The sequence below is a fragment of the Streptomyces sp. NPDC088350 genome, assembly GCF_044753545.1.
Classification (GTDB): Bacteria; Actinomycetota; Actinomycetes; order Streptomycetales; family Streptomycetaceae; genus Streptomyces.
Genome location: NZ_JBIVNL010000021.1, coordinates 116,578 through 137,021, shown reverse-complemented (window position 1 = coordinate 137,021; position 20,444 = coordinate 116,578). Strand labels below are relative to the sequence as shown.

Below are 20,444 nucleotides of genomic sequence, written 5' to 3'. Positions count from 1 at the left end.
GGGTCAGCGCGCGGTGAAGCCCCCGTCGACGGTCAGTACGCTGCCGGTCACTTGAGGGGAGTCGTCACCGGCGAGCCAGAGGGCGGCGCCGGCGATGTCGGAGGGCGCGATGAGCGAGTTCATCGGCTGCGCCTGGACGAAGACCCTCTCGTGGTCTTCCACGGCCACGTCCAGGGAGCGAGCGATCTCGGACAGCATCCGGCCGTCGACCGCCGGGTCGTCCGCGACGGAGCCCGGGCAGAGGGCGTTGACCCGGACCCGGTGCGGCCCGTAGTCGAGAGCCGCGGCCTTGGTCAGCCCTATCAGCCCGTGCTTGGCGGCGACATACCCCGCGAAGTGCCGATAGCCGACCAGGCCGGCGGTGGAGGAGACGTTGATGACGCTGCCCCGCCGCTGAGCGATCATCGTCGGCGCCACTGCTTTGATCATGCGCCACGCGCCGGAGAGGTCGACATCGATCATCAGACGCCACTCGTCCTCGGTGATCTCGTGGACGGCCTTTCCCGAAGGGGCGGCGATGCCCGCGTTGTTGACGAGGACATCGATACGGCCGAAGCGGTCGAGCGCCTTCTCGACGGCCGGCGTGACACTGCCGCGTACGTCGACGGACTCCGCCAGCACCGCCGCGCCGCGCTCCTCGCAGAGCTTGGCGGTGTGCGAGAGCTGACCGCTCGTCGACAGGGGGTAGGGCACGCCCTCGATGTCCTCGCCCACGTCGAGCAGAACGAGGTCGGCTCCCTCCTCCGCGAACCGCAGCGCACAGGCGCGTCCCAGGCCGCGGCCGGCGCCGGTGATCACCGCGGTCCTGCCCTCCAGGGCCGCACCCGCGGCACTCTTCCTGTCGCGCGTCATGTGCGGGCGCCTCGCGCCACGGCGCCGATGACAGCGAGCAGATCCTGTTCTCTCTCGGTCAGATACATGTGTCCGCCGGCGAGTTCCTTCAGCTCGAACGGCCCGGTGGTCGCCGTCTCCCATGTCGCGCACTGCGCCCGGCTCACCAGGGCGTCGTCCGTCCCGCGCAGGGCGGTGACAGGCAGCGTCAACGGCTCGTCCGAAAAGGGTCGGTACTCCTCGTGCAGGGCCACGTCCGCCCGTAGCAGGGGAAGCAGCACCTCCCGCAGGTCGGGGTCGTCGAGTGCCGCATGCCGGTACCCGGCGAGCTCCGCGACCCGCTCCACGAAGGTGTCGTCGTCGAGTTCCGCGGTCCGCCCGGTGCGACCGCTCCGGGGACCGGGGGACCCGCTCACGAAGAGGTGCTCCAGCGCGGTGAAGCCCTGCGCCTGGAGTTCACGAGCCGTCTCGTAGGCGAGCAGGGCGCCGAGACTGTGCCCGAAGAGCACCACTCGTTCCGCCCCGCCGACCAGGCGGAGCGCGGCGCCGGCAAGGTCCTTGGCCGCCTCCGCGGCGTCCTTGTACGGGTCGTCCAGGAAACGCTCCTCCCGGCCAGGCATCTGCAACGGGACGATCCGAAGACCCTGCTCACCGCCGTTCGGCCAGGCCCTGTAGAAGCCGGCGCCGCTCCCGGCGAAGGGTACGCACAACAATGACAGGGTCATTTATCATCCTCATACTTGGAATGCCATTCGCCCAACAGCGCCTTCATCGTCATGGACACCGGTTAAACGCGTCCAGACAAATGAGGAATCCTGGTTCGTGTTGCCGGTGAAAACCTTGTCCCGCGAATCCGTTCGAGGACGCCGAAGGTATTTACCTGGGCCTGCCCGACGGCGAGTGACAACATGCGCCGCGGCTCGCTTTCAGGACGGTACCGGCGGCCGTCGCACGTCGGAAAGACGCCCAGGAGGTCTCCCGACGTGCGACGGCACCCTTGCCTCAGGACCCGCCGGCAGCCCGCCGCAGTATCTCCATCGCCCAGGCCTCGACCGGCGCGCCTTCCTTCCTGGCAGCGGTCCGGATCTGTGCCAGGATTTCGGCCGGGAGTTCAATGCGCAGCAGGCTCGCTTCGGGCGAGGGGTCGGCGTCGCGGCGGTCCGGACCCGAGCCGGATCCGGTCGCGGCGGGTTTGACCGGCTCCGAAGCCGAACCGGCCCCGGCGGGGCCGACCTTGTCCAGCTCAGCACGGCTCCCGGACTCGGTCACCTCGCCCTGCCGCGCGCGGAGGCTGCTACGAACCTCCCCGCGAAGCTTGTTTCTGCTCCAGCCCATCGCTTCCGCTTTCCTCAGCCAGTAGTCCTGTTCCGGCTGATCGAGCGCCACCACTTCAAGGTGATGACTGAAGCTCAGATTCTGCCGCCTGCGGGCCAGCGGGAACTTGCGCGCGACCCACGTGTAGTTACGAAGCGTCTGGTAGCTGAGCGACGTCCGCTTGATGGCTTCGTAGTAACGGTCCTGGAACTCGGATTCACCATAAACCAGCCAGTCGGCGATCCACCAGGTAGAAGAGTCGGCGAAAGAGAGAAGTCCGGTCCCGACTTGCTCCCATATATTGAGGCTCTGCCTGGATGTGAACGACAAGCCCGACTTGTGGAACTGCACGCCCATACTCAGCAGTTGCCCTGCAGTGCTTGCCGTTGCAGCGTTCCGCGCAGTTGTCTCGTTTGTCCTCTTTGTTAGGATAGCAGTACTCAACGATCCCCCGTTGGTTGATGCTTTCGCATGTATTGGCCAATCGTAACAGTTGGACGTCATCCAGGGCGTAATTGTGCGCGATAGTCGGGCCGCCCGCTACGGCACGGGGACGGGTCGACTGCCGCCCGCACTCGCATATTGCTACTCGCTCGGGATCGACACGAGCGCGAGAGCTCGCGCGGGTCGAGGAGCCCTTCATCTATAAGATCTTTTCTTTGAGCAAAATCCCTCTTGCGCCGGCTCCCCTATTTGCGTTACCGATTTCCGCGCCGCCCCGCGCCACCCATCGGACAATTCGCCACGTTCCCGGCCGATCGGCGCGAGAGTGCGTCTGCGTCCTGCGATGTCTCGCCGGCGAGACATGTGAGCGGAGCGAACTACCTCGCCAGGGCTGGATATGACCCCGGCGAGGCGTCATGTTTGGGGTCCACGTTCTTCTCGCGGCGACGGGCTTTAAATGCGGCCCGAAAATAAGGTGTTACCGAAGGAACGGCCGATCGATGGGGGAGGGCTTCCGTGCCCCGAATACGTCACACACATGAGCTGGATATGCCGGATCTTGAGGGTGACGGTCTCGCGGGCAAGCGTCATTCGCGTATGGTTCCCGCCTCGTCACCGCAGCGCAGGATGTACTTCTCCTCGGTGATGCGACCGAACAACTCGTCTGACGTCTGGAGGCCGGTTCTCACCGTCGACGGAGATCTCTCGACAGACAGGCTGGAGCGCGCGCTTCAGGTGCTGCGCAGCAGGCACGAGGCATTTCGAACCACATTTCTGGAGCGCGGCGGCGAAGTCTTCCAATGCGTGCACGACGAGGACGGCGACGCCACGCAGCCGGTCCTGATCGACCTCGTGGAGGCCGAGGGCGACTCGCAGGACGAGCGCCGAGCGTGGGCAGACGCCGAGGCCAGGAGGGTCGCCGACCTCCCGTTCGACATTTCGTCGGGCCCGCTCTGGCGAACGTCGGTGATACGGATATCGCCGAGCCTCCACCTGGTGGTCTTCGTGTTCCACCACATCATCGCGGACGAAGTTTCCGGGAAGGTATTCGCCGAAGAGCTCGGTCTCGCCTATGCGGACCCGCACGCGCCCGCCTTCGGGGTGCCGGCCGCACAGTACGCCGACTTCTGCCTGACGGAGAACGCCTCCAAAGTGGATGATGCCGACCTGGACTACTGGCGTGGCCAGCTGGCAGATATTCAGCCGGCGTCGATGCCGGAGGACGGAGAGAAGAACCCGGGCAGAATGATCGGATCGAGGTTGCCGATCGCCGTCCCACAGAGTGTGGTGGCAGAATTCGAAGAGTTCTGCCGGGCTCGCTCGGTGACCCCGTTCGCCGGCCTGTTGTCCGTGTACTTCGTTCTGCTGCAGCGTTGGGCGGGAACGAGCGACATATCGGTCGGAACGCAGACGCTCGGCCGACCGGTCCCAGAACTCTTCGGAACGATCGGATTCTTCTCCAATACAGTGGCACTGCGCTGCCGGGTGGATTCGGCACTGACCTTCGATCAGCTTCTCGGTCTCGTGAGCGAAACAGTTCACGACGCACTGGACTACCAGGATGTTCCGTTCGAGGTGGTGGTGGGCGCACTGGCTCCCGAGCGTGACGCCGACCGCAACCCCCTGTTCCAGGCCGCCATCACCTATGGCATGCTCGACCTGAGCGACGTATGGGCACTTGAAGGTCTCCAGGTGACGCTCCTGCCGGAACCTGCGGAATTGTCGGGGCTTCAGTTCGACCTGAGGCTGGACATACAGCAGCTGGCAGGCGAAGTCTCACTCAACGTCGAATTCAACCGCCAGCGGTTCTCCGAGGCAGCCATGCAGCGGTTCGCCAAGGCCTACGGCGACCTGCTGGGCTCACTCAGCCGGCAACCCGATGTCGCGCTCGGCAGCATCCCGCTCCTCGACCAAGCCGCGCTGACGGAGACGCTGGCGCTCGGCGCGAGCGGTGCACCGGAAGGCAGCCGTACCCCCTCGGAACCCACGTCCGCGTGGGACCTTTTCGAGCTGACCGCGGCTGCCGTGCCCGAACGGGAGGCAGTCGTCGCGGACGGCGCGCGGCTCACCTTCGCCGAACTGGCCGACCGGGCGCGGACGATGGCCGCGGGCCTTGGGGCGCACGGCGTGCGGACCGGCACCGTGGTGGGGATCTGCCTGGACAGGCGCGGCGATCTGATCGTCGCGATGCTCGCCACCTGGTGCGCGGGCGGCGCCTTCCTGCTGCTGGATCCGCAACAGCCCGAGTTCCGCCGCCGCCTGCTCCTCAAGGAGGCGGGCATCGCTCTCGTCATCGCGGACCAGACGTTCGCCGAGGTGGAGACCGTCTCGCCGGCCGCCCTCCTGGCGGACGCGGAGACGGTCTCCGGAGACGATCCGGCCGACGGCGGCTTCGCGCGTCGCCCGGCCGCCGCTCCGGCCTACGTGGTCTTCACACCGGGCTCCACAGGACAGCCGAGGGGTGTGGTCGTCGGTCAGGCGAGCCTTCTCGCGCTCGCCACCACCCAACTGGCGCCCATGTACGCGCGGTTGCCCGAAGGCCGTCAGCTGAATGTCGGTGCGCTGAGTTCCCTCACCTCCGGCGTGTTCGTCACTCACCTTCTCGGCATGATCGCCTTCGGGCACCGGCTGCTGCTGATCGACGAGGAGGAGCGAACGGACCCGTATCAGCTCCTCGCCCGTGGATCGGATCCCGAGACGGCGATCGAGGTGCTCGACTGCGCGAGCGGCACGCTGGACATGCTGGTCGACGACGGCCTCCTGACGCTCCCGCACCCGCCGAAGATCGTGGTGATCGGTGGCGAGCGACCGTCCGACCGGCTGTGGCAGCGCCTGCACGACCAGCCCGGGCTGCTCGCGTTCCACGCCTACGGCCTCAACGAGTGCACCGTCGAGTCGGCGAGGGCGGAGATCCGCGAACATCCGAAGCCGGTGGCCGGGCGCGCGGCCGGCACGTCACGGATCTACGTCGTCGACGACCAGTTGCAGCTGCTGCCGCCCCTGTTCGTCGGTGAGATCTGCATCGGTGGACTCGGCGTGGCGCAGGGGTATGCGGGACAGCCGGCGCATACCAGCGAGCGGTTCGTGGCCGACCCCTTCAGCCCCGTCCCCGGACAACGCATGTACCGCACCGGCGACAAGGGCCGGCTGCGTCCCGACGGGCAGTTGGAACTGTGGGGACGCCTCGACGACCAGGTCAAGATCCGCGGCCTGCGCGTCGAGCCGGCGGAGGTGGAGGCCGTACTGCTCGGGCACCCCGCCATCACCCACGCCGCGGTCGTGGCGACCGGGGTCGGCACCCGCACGGCCGAACTGGTGGCGTATGTCGCGCCCGGCGCCGAAGGCCGGGACGCGCTGACGCCCGCCACCGTCCAAGAGTTCCTGCGCGACAGGCTCCCCTCCACGCTGCTGCCCGACCGGGTGCAGGTTCTCGCCGCTCTTCCGACCACGCCCGACGGGAAGTTGGACCGCAGGACGCTGTCGGGCGGCGCGCCGTCGAGCACCGTGTCGGACACCGTCCGAAGCGTCTCGGTGTCCGACGACCCCCGTGAACGGCAGCTGTGCCAGATCGTGGCCGAGGTGATCGGCGTTCCGCAGACGGACGTCGACGACAACTTCTTCGTTCTCGGCGGAGATTCGCTGCTCGCCATGATCGTCATCGGTCGGGTGCGCGCCGTCATGGGCTGTGAACTGCGGCTGCGGGCGTTCTTCGAAGTGCAGTCGCTCGGGGAGCTCGCCGCTCAGCTCAGTGCCGAGGTCAGCGCGCCGCGGCCCGTGCTGGGCAGGAGAGCGGACTCATGACGGTGGCGACGCGTTCGTAGCTCGATGACCGCGTTCTTGAAACCGGTGTCGGGGCGGCCGGAGAAATGCATGAGTGAGGAGAGACTTTTATGTCCAGGCACAAGGTGTCGGAGCATGTCGCGAAAGTCGCCGCCGAGCGGGCCAAGAGACTGCGGCCGGACGGCATCGACCAATACCTGCCCCTCAGTGACGGTTTCGCGCACATGAACGAGGACCCCTTCACCGATCGCATCGAACGCGAGCCGTACCGCGACCACGTCACGGTCGCGGTCATCGGCGGGGGGTTCGCCGGCCTGATGACGGGCGCCCATCTGAAGGAGGCGGGGGTCTCCGATGTCAGGATCGTCGACACCGGCGGCGACTTCGGCGGAACCTGGTACTGGAACAGGTACCCGGGCGTCCAGTGCGACATCGCGTCCCTGATCTATCTGCCGTTGCTGGAGGAGACCGGCTACGTGCCCACCGAGTGGTACGTGCGCGGCCCGGAGATCCTCGAGCACTGCCAACGCATCGGCAAGCAGTACGGGTTGTACGAGAACGCGCTCTTCCACACCCGGGTCACCGGCTTGGACTGGGACGAGTCCGCCCAGCTGTGGACGGTGCGGACCGACCGCGGTGACGAGTTCACCGCCCAGTTCGTGAGCATGGGGCTCGGCCACCTGTCCGTGCCGAAGCTCCCCGGCATCCCGGGCATCGAGACCTTCGCGGGCCGCACCTTCCACGCGAGCCGGTGGGACTACGCCTACACCGGCGACCCGGTCGGCGGGCCGCTGGGCAACCTGCGGGACAAGCGGGTGGCGATCATCGGCACCGGCGCCACCGCGGTGCAGTGCATCCCCCACCTGGCCACCGCATGCCAGGAACTGTTCGTGGTCCAGCGCACGCCCTCCGTCATCGAGGTCCGCAACAACCGGCCGATCGACCCGGAGTGGTTCGCGCAGATGGCCACGCCTGGATGGCAGCAGCGCTGGCTGGACAACTACGCGGCCACCATGACGTCGGCCGAGCCGCCGGCCGAGGATCTGGTCAACGACAGCTGGACCGCCATGGCCAAGATGTGGGGCAATGCCGAAAAGGACGTGCCGGCGGAGTCGGACACGTCCGAGAAGCCTCTCGAGCCCTGGTACTACGCGGACTTGAAGAAGATGGGCCAGATCCACGCCCGGGTGGAAGAGACGGTCAAGGACGCACGGACCGCGGAACTCCTCAAGCCCTGGTACCACCTGGCGTGCAAGCGCCTGACCTTCCACGACGAGTATCTGGACGCCTACAACGAGCCGACGGTCCGTCTCGTCGATACGGAAGGCAAGGGGGTCGAGCGGATCACGCCGCGCGGTGTCGTGGTGGACGGCACCGAGTACGAGGTGGACTGCATCATCTACGCGTCGGGGTTCGAGGTCGGCACCGCGCCCACCCGGCGCGCCGGATTCGACCCCGTCGGCAGGGACGGCAAGCGACTGTCGGAGCACTGGACCGACGGCATGCGCACGATGCACGGACTCCATGTGCACGGGTTCCCGAACGCGTTCCTCGTTCAGTCGCTCACGGGCGGGACGCGGTTCTCCAACCTCTCGCACAACCTGTCCGAGGCGGCCAGGACCGTCGCCACCGTCGTCGCGCACGCGGTCACCACGGGAGCCGACGTCGTCGAACTCACCCGGCAGGCGGAGGACGCCTGGATGAGCAACGTGGGAATCGATCCGGAGTGGCGCACCTTCCTGAACACGGAATGCACCCCCGGCTACTCCAACAACGAGGGAGTGGAACTCGGTCCACATTCCCTTTGGGACGAATACAAGTTCCCCGATGGCCTGGGCTTCTTCCGGCACCTTCAGGAATGGCGGGGCAGCGGGGAGTTCGAGGGCCTGGAATTCCACCGTTCGGACGAGTGAAGCCGCTTGCCCCGTCTCGCCGGCGAGACAGTCCTCCCGGGCTCCGTCGAGTGGTGCCCGGGACTCATTCACCCTGGCGAGTGCCGCTTGCTAGCCTCGCGAAGTCGACACAAATCCGTTTTCTCTTTGCCAATTAATTCCGCCGACATAACGGCTCCCGATCCCGCTGCGGCCCGACGCCCGGCCGGTGGTTTCGGCGCCTGAGCCATCGGCTGCGGATCGAGACTGGTAGCGGTCGGAAACAGCGAGGTAGCCTGCATGATTCCGTTGTCGTTTGCGCAGCAGCGGTTGTGGATCATCGGTCAGTTGGCGGGGCCGAGCGCGGCGTACAACATACCGTTGGTGCTGCGTCTGTCCGGGGCCCTGGACCGGAAGGCGCTGGTCGCGGCGCTGGATGACGTGGTGGGCCGGCACGAGAGCCTGCGGACCGTCTTCCCCGTCGTCGACGGCGAACCCGTCCAGCACATCGTGCCCGCCGACGAGGTCACGCTGCCGCTGGCCTGGACGGACACCGACGACGAGCAGGTGACCGACCTCGCCGTCCAGGCCGCCGGACACGTCTTCGACCTCGCCACCGAAATCCCGCTGCGCGCCCACGTCTTCGCCACTCGGCCGGACGAACACGTCCTGGTGCTGCTGATCCACCACATCGCCTGCGACGGCTGGTCCATCGGCCCCCTCGGCAAGGACCTCGCCACCGCCTACACGGCACGAACCGCCCGCACGGCCCCGGCCTGGACCGAACTCCCCGTCCAGTACGCCGACTACACCCTGTGGCAGCGCGACCTGCTCGGTTCCGAAGACGACCCCACCAGCACCGTCGCCCGCCAGTCCGCCTTCTGGCGCGACGCCCTGGCCGCACTCCCCGTCGAACTGGACCTGCCCTTCGACCGGCCACGCCCCGCGACAGCCGCCCAGCACGGCGCCCAGGTACCCATCACCATCGACGCGGAAGTCCACACCCGCATCACGGAGTTGGCCCGACAGACCGGCGTGACACCGTTCATGGTCGTCCAGGCCGCCCTGGCCGTCGTGCTGTCGCGACTCGGCGGCAGCACCGACATCCCGCTCGGCACGCCGGTCGCCGGACGCACCGAGGAAGCCCTGCACGACCTGGTCGGCTGCTTCCTCAACACCCTCGTCCTGCGCACCGACGTCTCCGGCGAGCCCACCTTCGCCCAACTCCTCACCCGAGTACGGGAAACGGACCTCGCCGCCTTCGAGAACCAGGACCTCCCCTTCGAACACCTCGTCGAGATCATCGCCCCACCACGGACCGCGGCACGCCACCCCCTCTTCCAGGTCATGCTGTCCATCGGCACCACCACCGAGGCCGCCTTCGACCTCCCCGGACTCAAGACCGGCGAGTTCAAGATCCCCGGACCCGAAACAGCCAAATTCGACCTCAACTTCGAGTTCGAGGAGCGGTTCGGTCCGCAGGGACAGCCGACCGGCATCAAGGGGTTTCTCGAGTACGCCACCGACCTGTTCGACCACCACACGGTCCAGGCACTGGCCGAGCAGCTTGACCACCTGCTCGGAGAACTGACCTCCGACCCCGACCGGCCCATCGACCTGACGGACCACCGGACGCAGACCGGCAGGTTCCGCAGCGAACTCGGCCAGGTCGAGGCGGTAGTCGCGGGGTACCCCGGCATCGCCGAGGCCACGATCGTCGCCCGCGATGACATCCCGGGCGACAAACGTCTGGTCGGCTACGTGGTGCCCGGCCCCGGCCTCGACCCGGAAGTGACCCTACGACTGCCCGCGATCCTGCGCGAGTACGCTGCCGGGCTGCTGCCTGCGCACCTGGTGCCGGCCGCGGTCGTGGTCCTGGACCGGCTGCCGCTGACGGATCACGGGAAACTGGACCGCGAGGCCCTGCCCGCACCGGACCAGGCCGTCGTGGCCGCCCGCCGTGCTCCGACGACGGTCCAGGAAGAGATCCTGTGCTCCGCGTTCGCCAAGGTGCTGAACCTGGAGCTGTCCACCGTCGGCATCGACGGCAACTTCTTCCTTCTCGGCGGCCACTCCCTGCTCGCGACCCGGCTGGTCGCCCTCATCCGCCCCCTGCTCGGGGTCGAACTCGGCATCCGTACGCTGTTCGAATCCCCCAGCATCGCCGCCCTGGCCAAAGCGCTGGCCGGGGCGGGCCCCTCGCGTCCGGCGCTGGTGACCGCGGATCGTCCGGAGCCGCTGCCGTTGTCGTCCGCGCAGCAGCGGTTGTGGTTCCTGCACGAGTTGGAGGGCCCGAGCGCCACCTACAACATCCCGGCGGCCATCAGGCTTTCCGGTGCGATCGACACCGGTGCGCTGGACGCGGCGTTGCGGGATGTCCTCGGGCGCCACGAGGTGCTGCGCACACTCTTCCCGTCGGTCGAGGGACGGCCCTACCAGCGGGTGGTGCCGGTCGAGGCGCTCGGCGAGGTGCTCACCGTGGTACCGGCCGCCCTGGCCGGGCCGTCCGGCCTGACCGCGTCGGTCAGCGAGGCAGAGGGCCACTGCTTCGACCTCGCGGCCGAAGTGCCGTTCCGGGCCTGGCTGTTCGAAGCCGGTGCGGACGAACACGTGCTGGTGCTGCTCGTGCATCACATCGCCGGTGACGGCTGGTCGCTGGTGCCGCTGGCCCGGGACCTCTCGGTGGCGTACACCGCGCGCCTGGCCGGCCAGGAACCGGGATGGGCACCGCTACCGGTCCAGTACGCGGACTACACGCTCTGGCAGCGTGAACTGCTCGGCGAGGCGACCGACCCCGAGAGCCTGCTGAGCAAGCAACTGGCCTACTGGCGCGGCGCGTTGGCCGACATACCGGAGGAACTGCCGCTGCCCGTCGACCGGGCCCGCCCCGCGGTGGCCACGCATCGGGGCGGGAGCGTGCCGCTGGAGATCCCCGCGGCGCTGCACGCCCGGGTCGCCGAACTGGCCCGGGACGAAGGCGCGACGGTTTTCATGGTGCTCCAGGCCACGTTGGCCGTGCTGCTCTCCCGGCTCGGCGCCGGCCAGGACATCGTGATCGGAACCCCGACGGCCGGGCGCACCGACACCGCGCTCGACGACCTCGTCGGGTTCTTCGTCAACACCCTCGTCCTGCGCACCGACGTCTCCGGCGGTCCGTCCTTCGGTGAACTGCTCGCCCGGGTGCGGGAGCACGCGCTCGACGCGTTGGCGCACCAGGACGTACCGTTCGAGCGCCTGGTCGAGGAGCTGGCCCCGGCCCGCTCCATGGCCCGCCATCCGCTGTTCCAGGTCGCGCTCGCGCTCCAGAACAACGCCGATCCCGTGCTCCACCTGCCCGGTCTGCGCACGAGCGTCCTGCCCGACGCGGACACCCCGGCGAAGTTCGACCTCTCCTTCGACCTGCGCGAACGCTTCGACGAGCACGGCCGGCCCGCCGGAATGACCGGCGCGGTCTTCTACGCCGTCGACCTGTTCGACCATGCGAGCATCGAGCAGCTCGCCGAACGCTTCACCCGTGTCCTCGGCACCCTGGCCACCAACCCGGACCAGCGGGTCGACCAGGTCCCGCTGCTCTCGGCCGCGGAGCAGGACAAGGTGCTGCACACCTGGAACGACACCGCCCGCCCCGTCCCGCCCACGACCCTGCCGGCGCTCTTCCAGGACCAGGCCGCCCGTACCCCCGAGGCCACCGCGGTCGTCCTCGACGGCACCACCCTGACGTACGGCGAGCTCAACACCCGCGCCAACCGGCTCGCGCACCATCTGATCGAGCACGGGGTCGGCCCCGAGGACATCGTGGGCATGGCACTGCCACGGTCGATCGACCTCGTCGTGGCGCTGCTCGGCGTACTCAAGGCGGGCGCGGCGTATCTCCCGATCGACATCGAGTACCCGAAGGAACGGGTCCGGTTCATGATCGAGGACGCGAAGCCGTCGTACGTGGTGACGCTCCGGGCCACCGCGGCATGGCTGCCGGCCGACGCGCCCCTGCTGGTCCTGGACGACGACGCCGTCCAGGAGGAGCTGAGCGCCCACCCGGCCTGGAGTCACGACCCGACCGACATCGAGCGCACCGGCCCGCTGACCCCCGCCCATCCCGCCTACGTCATCTACACCTCCGGCTCCACCGGAACTCCCAAGGGCGTGGCGGTACCGCACCACAGCATCACCAACTTCATCACCGTTCACCGTGAGTCGGTCTTCGCCTGCGCCGCCGATCTGTCGGACCGTCGCCCGCTGCGGGTCGCGCTGACCACCTCCATATCCTTCGACGCGGTGTGGGACCAGCTGTCGTGCCTGCTGGAGGGGCACGAGCTGCACCTCGTGAGCACGGAGGTGCTCTCCGACATCGGCCTCCTCGCGACCTGGCTGGACGCACACGACGTCGACTTCCTGGAGCTGACCCCCACGCACATGGCCGCCGCCGTGTCGGAGGGCCTGTTCGACAACGGCCGCCGTACTCCGGCACTGCTCGTGGTCGGTGGCGAGGCCGTGCCCGACTCGCTCTGGGAGTGGCTCGGATCGCTGGGTGAGGGCACCCGCAGCTTCAGCTTCTACGGGCCGACGGAGTGCACGGTCTACCAGGTCTTCGCCGAGCCGCGCTCCACACCGCGGCCGATCCTCGGCGGACCCACCTTCAACATGCGGGTGTTCGTGCTCGACGACGGCCTGGGACCGGTGGCCCCCGGTGTGACGGGCGAGTTGTACGTGGCGGGTGCCGGTCTGGCGCGTGGCTATCTGAACCGTCCCGCACTGACCGCGGAGCGGTTCGTGGCGTGCCCGTTCGGTGCGCCCGGCGAGCGGATGTACCGGACCGGGGACCTGGCGCGGTGGCGGGCGGACGGGACCCTCGAGTTCGTCGGCCGGGCCGACGACCAGGTGAAGATCCGGGGGTTCCGGATCGAGGTCGGGGAGGTCGAGGCGGTGCTGGCCCGGTGTCCCGGTGTCGCCCGGGCCGTGGCGGTGGTCCGCGAGGACATCCCTGGTGACAAGCGTCTGGTCGGTTATGTGGTACCCGCTCCGGGTCAATCCCCGGAACAGATCGCGCAGTTGCCCGGCCTGGTGCGCCGGCATGCCGCGGGGCCGCTTCCGGATTACATGGTGCCGGCCGCGGTCGTGGTCCTGGACCGGCTGCCGTTGACCGCCAACGGCAAGCTGGACCGCAAGGCCCTGCCCGTCCCGGACTACGCGGTCGCCTCGACCCACCGCGCTCCGACGACCGTGCGGGAGGAGATGCTGTGCGCGGCGTTCGCCGAGGTGCTGGGTCTGCCCGGCGTCGGCGTCGACGACCACTTCTTCGAACTCGGCGGGCACTCCCTCCTCGCGACCCGGCTGGTCGCCCGCGTCCGCGCCCTGCTCGGGATGGAGATCACCATCCGCACGCTGTTCGAGGCGCCGACGGTCGCCGCCCTGGCCGGTGCGCTGGTCGAGGGGGGCTCCTCGCGTCCGGCGCTGGTGGCCGGGGTGCGTCCGGAGTCGCTGCCGTTGTCGTTCGCACAGCAACGGTTGTGGATCATCGGCCAGTTGGCGGGGCCGAGCGCGGCGTACAACATGCCGTTGGTGCTGAGGCTGTCCGGACCGCTGGACCGACAGGCGTTCGCGGCGGCACTGGCCGACGTGGTGGGCCGGCACGAGAGCCTGCGGACCGTCTTCCCGGTCGTCGACGGCGAACCCGTCCAGCAGATCCTGCCCGCCGACACGGTCACGCTGCCGCCGGCCTGGACGGACACCGACGACGAGCAGGTGACCGACCTGGTGATCCAGGCCGCCGGACACGTCTTCGACCTCGCCACCGAAATCCCGCTACGGGCACAGGTCTTCAGCACCGGCCCCGACGAACACGTCCTGGTGCTGCTGGTGCACCACATCGCCTGCGACGGCTGGTCGGTCGGCCCTCTCGGCAACGACCTCGCCACCGCCTACACCGCACGGACCGCCGGCACCGCACCGGCCTGGACCGAACTGCCCGTCCAGTACGCCGACTACGCCCTGTGGCAGCGCGACCTGCTCGGCTCCGAAGACGACCCCACCAGCACCGTCGCCCGCCAGTCCGCCTTCTGGCGCGACGCCCTGGCCGCACTCCCCGTCGAACTCGACCTGCCCTTCGACCGGCCACGCCCCGCCACCCCCGCCCGACACGGCGCCCGGGTCCCCGTCACCGTCGACGCCGAAGTCCACGTCCGTGTCGCGGAGTTGGCCCGGCGGACGGGAGTGACACCGTTCATGGTGGTCCAGGCCGCCCTCGCCGTCCTGCTGTCCCGGCTCACCGGCGAGACCGACATCCCGCTGGGCACACCGGTCGCCGGACGCGCCGAGGAGGCCCTGCACGACCTGGTCGGCTGCTTCCTCAACACCCTCGTCCTGCGCACCGACGTCTCCGGCGACCCCACCTTCACCGAACTCCTCACCCGGGTACGGGAATCAGATCTCGCCGCCTTCGAAAACCAGGACCTCCCCCTCGAACGCCTGGTGGAGATCATCGCCCCGCCGCGGACCGCGGCACGCCACCCCCTCTTCCAGGTCATGCTGTCCTTCGACACCAACACCGAGGTCGCCTTCGAACTCCCCGGACTCGACATCAGCGAGTTCGCCATCCCGGAACACGAATCGCCCAAGTTCGACCTGAACTTCCTGCTGCGGGGGTCGTACGAGCCGGACGGGCGACCGACCGGTATCACGGGGATCATCGCGTACGCCACCGACCTGTTCGACCACGAGACGGTCCAGGCATCGGCCGAGCGGCTCAGCCTGCTGCTCGCGGAGCTGACCTCCGACCCCGACCGGCCCCTCGGCAAGGTCGACGTCCCGGAACCGGCTCGCCGGAACGCGAACCCGGACCGGCCGGCGACCCGGCCGGGGCTCGGCCCCGGAAGGCGGCGGGTGCTGGCCCGTCCCGGTGTCCCGCCGGAGCAGCCGCTCGCCTGACCCCACGTGACCGAGTGTCCGGGGGAGGTCCAGGCACGTCCCCACACCGCCGGGCACGCCCTCGATCACCCGTGCAGCGAATTCGACCCGATAGGAAGACTGTGATGGACCAACACGCCGAGACCCGGCGCTCCCGACCGGGTGCCAAGATCTGTGAGGCGGTGTGGCGCTCATGAGCGAGGACGCCGCGAGCGCCGGGAAGAAGCCAGCTTCGCTGTTCCGCCGGCGGAACTTCGCGCTGCTGTGGACGGGTCAGTCGGCCTCGCTCTTCGGTTCCCAGATCACCTACGTCGCGATGCCGCTGACCGCGGTCCTGCTGCTCCACGCGACGCCGATGGAAGCCGGCGTGCTCGTCGCCCTCGAGACGCTGCCGTTCCTGCTCTTCGGCCTCTTCGTCGGCGTGATGCTGGACCGCCGGGCGCGCCGTTCCGTGATGATCGTCGCCGATGTCGTGCGTGCCGCGGCCCTCGCCTGGATCCCCGTCGCGCACTGGCTCGATGTGCTGAACATCGGTCAGCTCTTCGTCGTGGTCTTCGTCGTCGGCGTGATGACCGTGTTCTTCGACCTCGCCCACCAGTCCTACACACCCGGTCTGATCGGCCGGGACCGGCTCGGCGAGGCGAACGCGAAGCTGGAACTGTCGGGCTCGATGGCGCAGGTCGTCGGGCCGGGCGCGGCGGGCCTGCTGATCAGCGCGCTCAGCGCGCCGGTGGCGATCGCGGTGGACGCGGCGAGCTACGCCCTGTCCTTCTTCATGGTGGCGGGACTGCCGGCCGACGAGCGGCCGAAGCCCCAGCCCGGGGCGGCGGCGACCCTCTCGGTGGGGGCCTCGATCCGCGAGGGATTCGCCGCGATCGTGCGGCACCCGCTGCTGCGCTGGTTCACCACGGCCGCGCTGATCATCAATCTGTTCTCCGGCGCCCTGATGTCGGTGTTCTTCCTCTATCTGCTGCGGATGCTCGACATGGGCTCGAAGCAGGTCGGCCTGATCGTCGCGGTCGGCAGCGTGGGTGCCCTGGTCGGCGTCCTCCTGGTCCGCCCGCTGACCGAACGGTTCGGCGTCGGCCCCACCCTGATCCTGACGATGGCGCTGCCCGGGCTGGGCTATCTCGTCCTGGCGGCCGTGGACGGCCACTCACTGGTGGCGCTCGCCGTCGTCGCGGCCTCCTCCTTCATGGTCCAGTTCAGCGTCCCCGTCTTCAACGTGACGGTGATCAGCTTCCGGCAGGTCTCCGCCCCGGACGAGCTGCTCGGGCGGGTGAACGCCACGGCCCGTACCTGCGCCTTGGGTGCGTACTCGCTCGGCTCGCTGCTCGGCGGTGCGCTCGCCTCCGGTACCGGGCTGCGGACGGCGATCGTGCTGGCCGCGAGCGGGACGTTCCTGGCCTCCCTGGCCCTGCTGTTCTCGCCCGTGCGCACGGTACGCCGCCTGGAGGCGCACGCCACCGATTCCGACTCGGTCGCCGCGCCGGAGCCCGCATGACCATTCAGGAGCAGACATCATGACAACCGTCGAGACCTCGCAGGAGGAGGGCTATCAGCTCTCCCCGCAACAGCTCGCCCGGTCGGGCGAGGCCCGGAGCACGGCGGTGCGCACCGTCCGGACCGCCACCCGGATACCGGTGCCGGACCTGGCGGCCCGGATCGCGACGGCGGTCGCGACGCACGAGAGCCTGCGGACCCGGTACACCGAGTTCGCGGGGCTCCCCACCCTCGTCCAGGTCGTGGATCCGGTGGGCCCGGTCGCGATCGAGCGGTCCGGAACGGATCGCACCGTGTTCCGTGCCGGCGCGCTGACCGTCGAGCACGAACTCGGTCCGGACGGCACGCGGCTGGTTCTCACCCTGCCGCGGCTGAGCGTCGACGACGCCTCCTGGACCCTGCTCGTCGGCCTGCTGCTGGAGGACACGGCCGCCCCGGCCGAGGACGCGGTGCTGCAGTACGCCGATGTCGCCGCCTGGCTCGGTGAGGTGCTGGACGAGTCGCCTCGGCCGCCGGTGCCCGACGCGGCGGCCCGGCAGTCGTCGAAGCCGTCCTCGGCGCTGCCCTTCCTCACGCCCGTCGCCCTCCGGGACCCGGCCGCCGAGCCGGTGAGCGCCTCGGCCGTCGTCGAGGGGCCGGCTCTGGAACGGCTGGACGACCTCACCGGACGGTACGGCGTGAGCGAGGCGGCCGTGCTGCTGGCGCTCTGGCGCTCGCTGTACGGCCGGTACTGCCCCGACGCCGACGACCCTGTGCTGGTGCTGGCCGCCGGCCGGGCCACCGAAGGCCTGGAGAACGTACTCGGCCTGCTGGAGCGTCCGGTACCGGTACGGCTGGAGATCGACGCGGACACCCCGGTCGCCGACGCGCTGCGGGCGTCGCAGGACGCGCTCGGCTCCGTGGCGGCGGTCGAGAACGAGGTCGACCCGGGGACCGCGGTCGCCGCACACCAGACGGCGGACGGGGGCCGGCTCTCGTACCGGCACCGCCTGGACCGGTGGGCCGAGGAACTCTCGGCCGGTGCGTCCGGCCACGAAGCTCCTGGCGCGCTGCACCTCGACTGCGTGCGCGGGCCGCGGAGCCTGCGCCTGACCTTCGTCGGCGGCGCGGGCCGCGTCGCCCGGGCCGACCTGGACCTCGTCGCCGAGGCCTTCGGACATCAGCTGACCGACCTGGTGTCCGGCGGCACGGAGCGCGCCGTCGGCGGCCTGCGCCTCACCGCGCCGAACGCCGAGGCCGGGCTCCGTGCGTCGTACGCCTCGGTGCTCGACCGCTTCCTCGCGCAGGCGGAGCGCACGCCCACGCGGCCCGCGCTGCGCTCCGGCGGGACCGTCGTGTCCTACCGGGACGCGGCGCAGGGCGCGGACGCGGTGGCGCACCTGCTGCGCGAGCACGGCGTGCGGGCCGGGCAGCGGGTCGCGCTGTTCGTTCCTTCCTCGGCGGAAACGGTCGTCGCGATGCTCGGCGTCTGGCTCGCCGGCGCGGCGTTCGTCCCCCTCGACCCCACGTGGCCGCGGCAGCGGATCGAGACGATCCTGCGGGAGGCCGACCCCGCGCTGCTGCTCACCCCCGATCCGAAGGCCGATCACCAGACCTCCGTCCGCATCGTGTGCACGGCCGACGCGGTCGTCGACCCGGGGCGTGCGGTGACTTCCGGCGCGGCGGCCACCGGCACCGCTTACGTGATCTTCACGTCGGGCACCTCGGGGCTTCCCAAGGGCGTCGTCATCGGGCACGGGCAACTGGCGCACTACGCCTCGGCGATCGGCGAGACGCTCGCCCTGTCCGAGGGCGCCGAGTTCGCGGCGGTCTCCACCCTCGCCGCGGACCTGGCCTACACGGCCCTCTTCCCGACCCTGGCCGGCGGTGGCTGCGTCCAGCTCGTCCCCACCGAGACCGCGACGAGCCCCGCGGTGCTCACCGAGTGGTTCCAGCAGCACCCCGCGGCCGCGATGAAGCTGGTGCCCTCGCATCTCTCGGCGCTGCTTGCCGACGCCGCCGATCCGCTCGCGCTCCTGCCGAGCGAGGCCCTCGTGCTCGGCGGCGAACGGCTGCCGCGTCCGCTGTACGAGCGGCTGCGGGAGATCGCGCCGTCCTTGCGCCTGTACAACCACTACGGTCCGACCGAGTCGACGGTGGGCGCCGCCTGCCTCCCGCCGGCCGAGTCGATCGACGAGCGCTGCGCCTCGGTCCCGGTGGGCTCCGGCCTCGGGGCGAACACCCTCACGGTGGTCGACGCGGCGGGTGCCGCGCTGCCGCCCTGGTGCCCCGGTGAGGTACTGATCAGCGGGCCCGGCGTGGGCCTCGGCTACCTCGCCCGGTTGCGCGAGGGCGCGTCGGGCTTCGGTACGGCGGACAGCGCGGACGCCCACCGGACCGGAGACCTCGGCCGCCTGGTGCCCGGCCACGGCATCGAGATCCTCGGCCGGATCGACGACCAGGTGAAGCTGCGCGGATACCGCGTACAGCTCGGCGAGATCGAGACGCTGCTGGCGGACCGGCCCGGCGTCGGCGCCGCCGCGGTCGTGGCGCGCGCGGACGCCGACGGACTCGTCACGCACCTGGACGCCTACCTCACCGCCGCCGTCGCGGCGGACCTCTCCGTCGAGGACGTACGAGCAGCCGTCGGTCTGCACCTCCCGGCCGCCCTCGTGCCGACCGGGTGGCAGGTGCTGGAGCGGCTCCCGCTGACCCGCAACGGCAAGCTCGACCGCCGCGCCCTCGCCCCGATCGCGCCGCCGAAGGCCAGGGCGGGCCGGCCGCGCGACTCGGTGGAACAGCGTCTGCTGGCGATCTGGTCCTCGACCCTCGACCAGGACATCTCCTCCCCGGACGCGGACTTCTTCGAGTTCGGCGGCCAGTCGCTGCGGGCGATCAAACTCATGGCCCAGATCAACAACGCCTTCGGCTGCCGCCTGCCGATGTCCGCGGTGTTCAGCGCCCCGACCGTCGCGGCGATGGCGGAGCTGGTGCGCAGGAGCGACGTCCAGGACTCCAACCTGGTCCCGCTGCGCGCCGGCCGCGGCCGGCAGGAGCGGGCCCCGGTCTTCTGCGTCCACCCCGGCGGCGGCAACACCCTCAGCTACTGGGAGCTGGCCCGGCTGATCCCGGCGGAGCGGTCGGTCTACGGCATAGAGGCCTGGGGACTGCACGGCAGGCCCCCGCAGGACGACTTCGTCGCCATGGCCGAGGAGTACGCGGCGAACATCGCGGCCGTCGGCGATGCCGCTCCGGTGATCGTCGGCTGGTGCTTCGGCGGCGTCATGGCCTACGCCACGGCCCAGGCGCTGCGCCGTGCCGGGCGCGAGGTAGGGCAGCTGATCATCGTCAACTGCGGGGTCCCCGGGAACGCGGAGAGCGCCCTGGCCCGGCAGCCCGACGACTATCTCCTGCGCCGCTTCGCCTTCCATTACCAGCTGGACCTGCCGGAGGAGTCGGTCGGCCGGCTCGGTCATCAGGAACTGCTCAAGGCCCTTCAGGACGTGGGGCGGCTGCCTCCCGACTCCGGTGAGGCGGAGCTGAAGAACCTGCTGGACGTCTACATGACCAACATGACCGCGCTGGACCGCCACCTCGTGCAGGAGCAGGGCGAACTGGGCCGCGCCGACTTCCCGGTGCTGCTGGTGCGCGCCGAGCCGGCCGACGAGCCGCAGGATCCGGACCGTACGTGGGGCTGGGGATCGGTGGTCGGACCCGCGCTCGGCTTCACCTCTGTGGCGACGACCCACCACGGCATCATGCGACAGCCCGCGGTGGAGGAACTCGCCGAGCTGATCCGACGGGAGATCGACGCATGAC

General features: G+C 69.8%; 8 protein-coding genes. 5 read left to right on the top strand and 3 right to left on the bottom strand.

The window, feature by feature from the left end; genetic code table 11:
* Positions 1-3: 3 nt before the first annotated feature.
* From ACIQBL_RS46045 to ACIQBL_RS46035, 3 genes are all read right to left on the bottom strand, one after another.
* A complete protein-coding gene (locus ACIQBL_RS46045; protein ID WP_401954502.1) occupies positions 4-852 on the bottom strand; it encodes a mycofactocin-coupled SDR family oxidoreductase in 849 nt (282 codons plus the stop codon).
* Positions 849-1,556, bottom strand: a complete 708-nt coding sequence (locus tag ACIQBL_RS46040) for a thioesterase II family protein (protein ID WP_401954499.1) — start codon at positions 1,554-1,556, stop codon at positions 849-851. The genes ACIQBL_RS46045 and ACIQBL_RS46040 overlap by 4 nt, the downstream gene beginning before the upstream one ends.
* A 277-nt stretch (positions 1,557-1,833) precedes the next feature.
* On the bottom strand, positions 1,834-2,502 hold the full coding sequence (locus ACIQBL_RS46035; RefSeq protein ID WP_401954496.1) for an LmbU family transcriptional regulator: 669 nt from the start codon (positions 2,500-2,502) through the stop codon (positions 1,834-1,836).
* 684 nt (positions 2,503-3,186) lie between these two features.
* Between ACIQBL_RS46035 and ACIQBL_RS46030 the strand changes: the two genes are divergently transcribed.
* The 5 genes from ACIQBL_RS46030 (at position 3,187) to ACIQBL_RS46010 (ending at position 20,443) form a co-directional block, all read left to right on the top strand.
* Complete coding sequence (locus ACIQBL_RS46030) at positions 3,187-6,390, top strand: condensation domain-containing protein (protein ID WP_401954494.1); 3,204 nt, start codon at positions 3,187-3,189, stop codon at positions 6,388-6,390.
* A gap of 89 nt (positions 6,391-6,479) precedes the next feature.
* Positions 6,480-8,282, top strand: a complete 1,803-nt coding sequence (locus ACIQBL_RS46025; RefSeq protein WP_401954492.1) for a flavin-containing monooxygenase — start codon at positions 6,480-6,482, stop codon at positions 8,280-8,282.
* 258 nt (positions 8,283-8,540) lie between these two features.
* Positions 8,541-15,164 carry an amino acid adenylation domain-containing protein gene (locus ACIQBL_RS46020; RefSeq protein WP_401954489.1) on the top strand — a complete coding sequence of 2,208 codons (6,624 nt, stop codon included), beginning with the start codon at positions 8,541-8,543 and terminating at the stop codon, positions 15,162-15,164.
* Between the two features lie 172 nt (positions 15,165-15,336).
* Complete coding sequence (locus ACIQBL_RS46015) at positions 15,337-16,647, top strand: MFS transporter (RefSeq protein ID WP_401954486.1); 1,311 nt, start codon at positions 15,337-15,339, stop codon at positions 16,645-16,647.
* Between the two features lie 19 nt (positions 16,648-16,666).
* Positions 16,667-20,443, top strand: a complete 3,777-nt coding sequence (locus tag ACIQBL_RS46010; protein ID WP_401954483.1) for an amino acid adenylation domain-containing protein — start codon at positions 16,667-16,669, stop codon at positions 20,441-20,443.
* The last annotated feature ends 1 nt before the right edge of the window (position 20,444 follow it).

Coding starts and splice junctions, on each gene's coding strand:
- ACIQBL_RS46045 (WP_401954502.1), bottom strand. CDS start 852: ATGACGCGCGACAGGAAGAGTGCCGCGGGTGCGGCCCTGGAGGGCAGG.
- ACIQBL_RS46040 (WP_401954499.1), bottom strand. CDS start 1,556: ATGACCCTGTCATTGTTGTGCGTACCCTTCGCCGGGAGCGGCGCCGGC.
- ACIQBL_RS46035 (WP_401954496.1), bottom strand. CDS start 2,502: ATGGGCGTGCAGTTCCACAAGTCGGGCTTGTCGTTCACATCCAGGCAG.
- ACIQBL_RS46030 (WP_401954494.1), top strand. CDS start 3,187: ATGGTTCCCGCCTCGTCACCGCAGCGCAGGATGTACTTCTCCTCGGTG.
- ACIQBL_RS46025 (WP_401954492.1), top strand. CDS start 6,480: ATGTCCAGGCACAAGGTGTCGGAGCATGTCGCGAAAGTCGCCGCCGAG.
- ACIQBL_RS46020 (WP_401954489.1), top strand. CDS start 8,541: ATGATTCCGTTGTCGTTTGCGCAGCAGCGGTTGTGGATCATCGGTCAG.
- ACIQBL_RS46015 (WP_401954486.1), top strand. CDS start 15,337: ATGAGCGAGGACGCCGCGAGCGCCGGGAAGAAGCCAGCTTCGCTGTTC.
- ACIQBL_RS46010 (WP_401954483.1), top strand. CDS start 16,667: ATGACAACCGTCGAGACCTCGCAGGAGGAGGGCTATCAGCTCTCCCCG.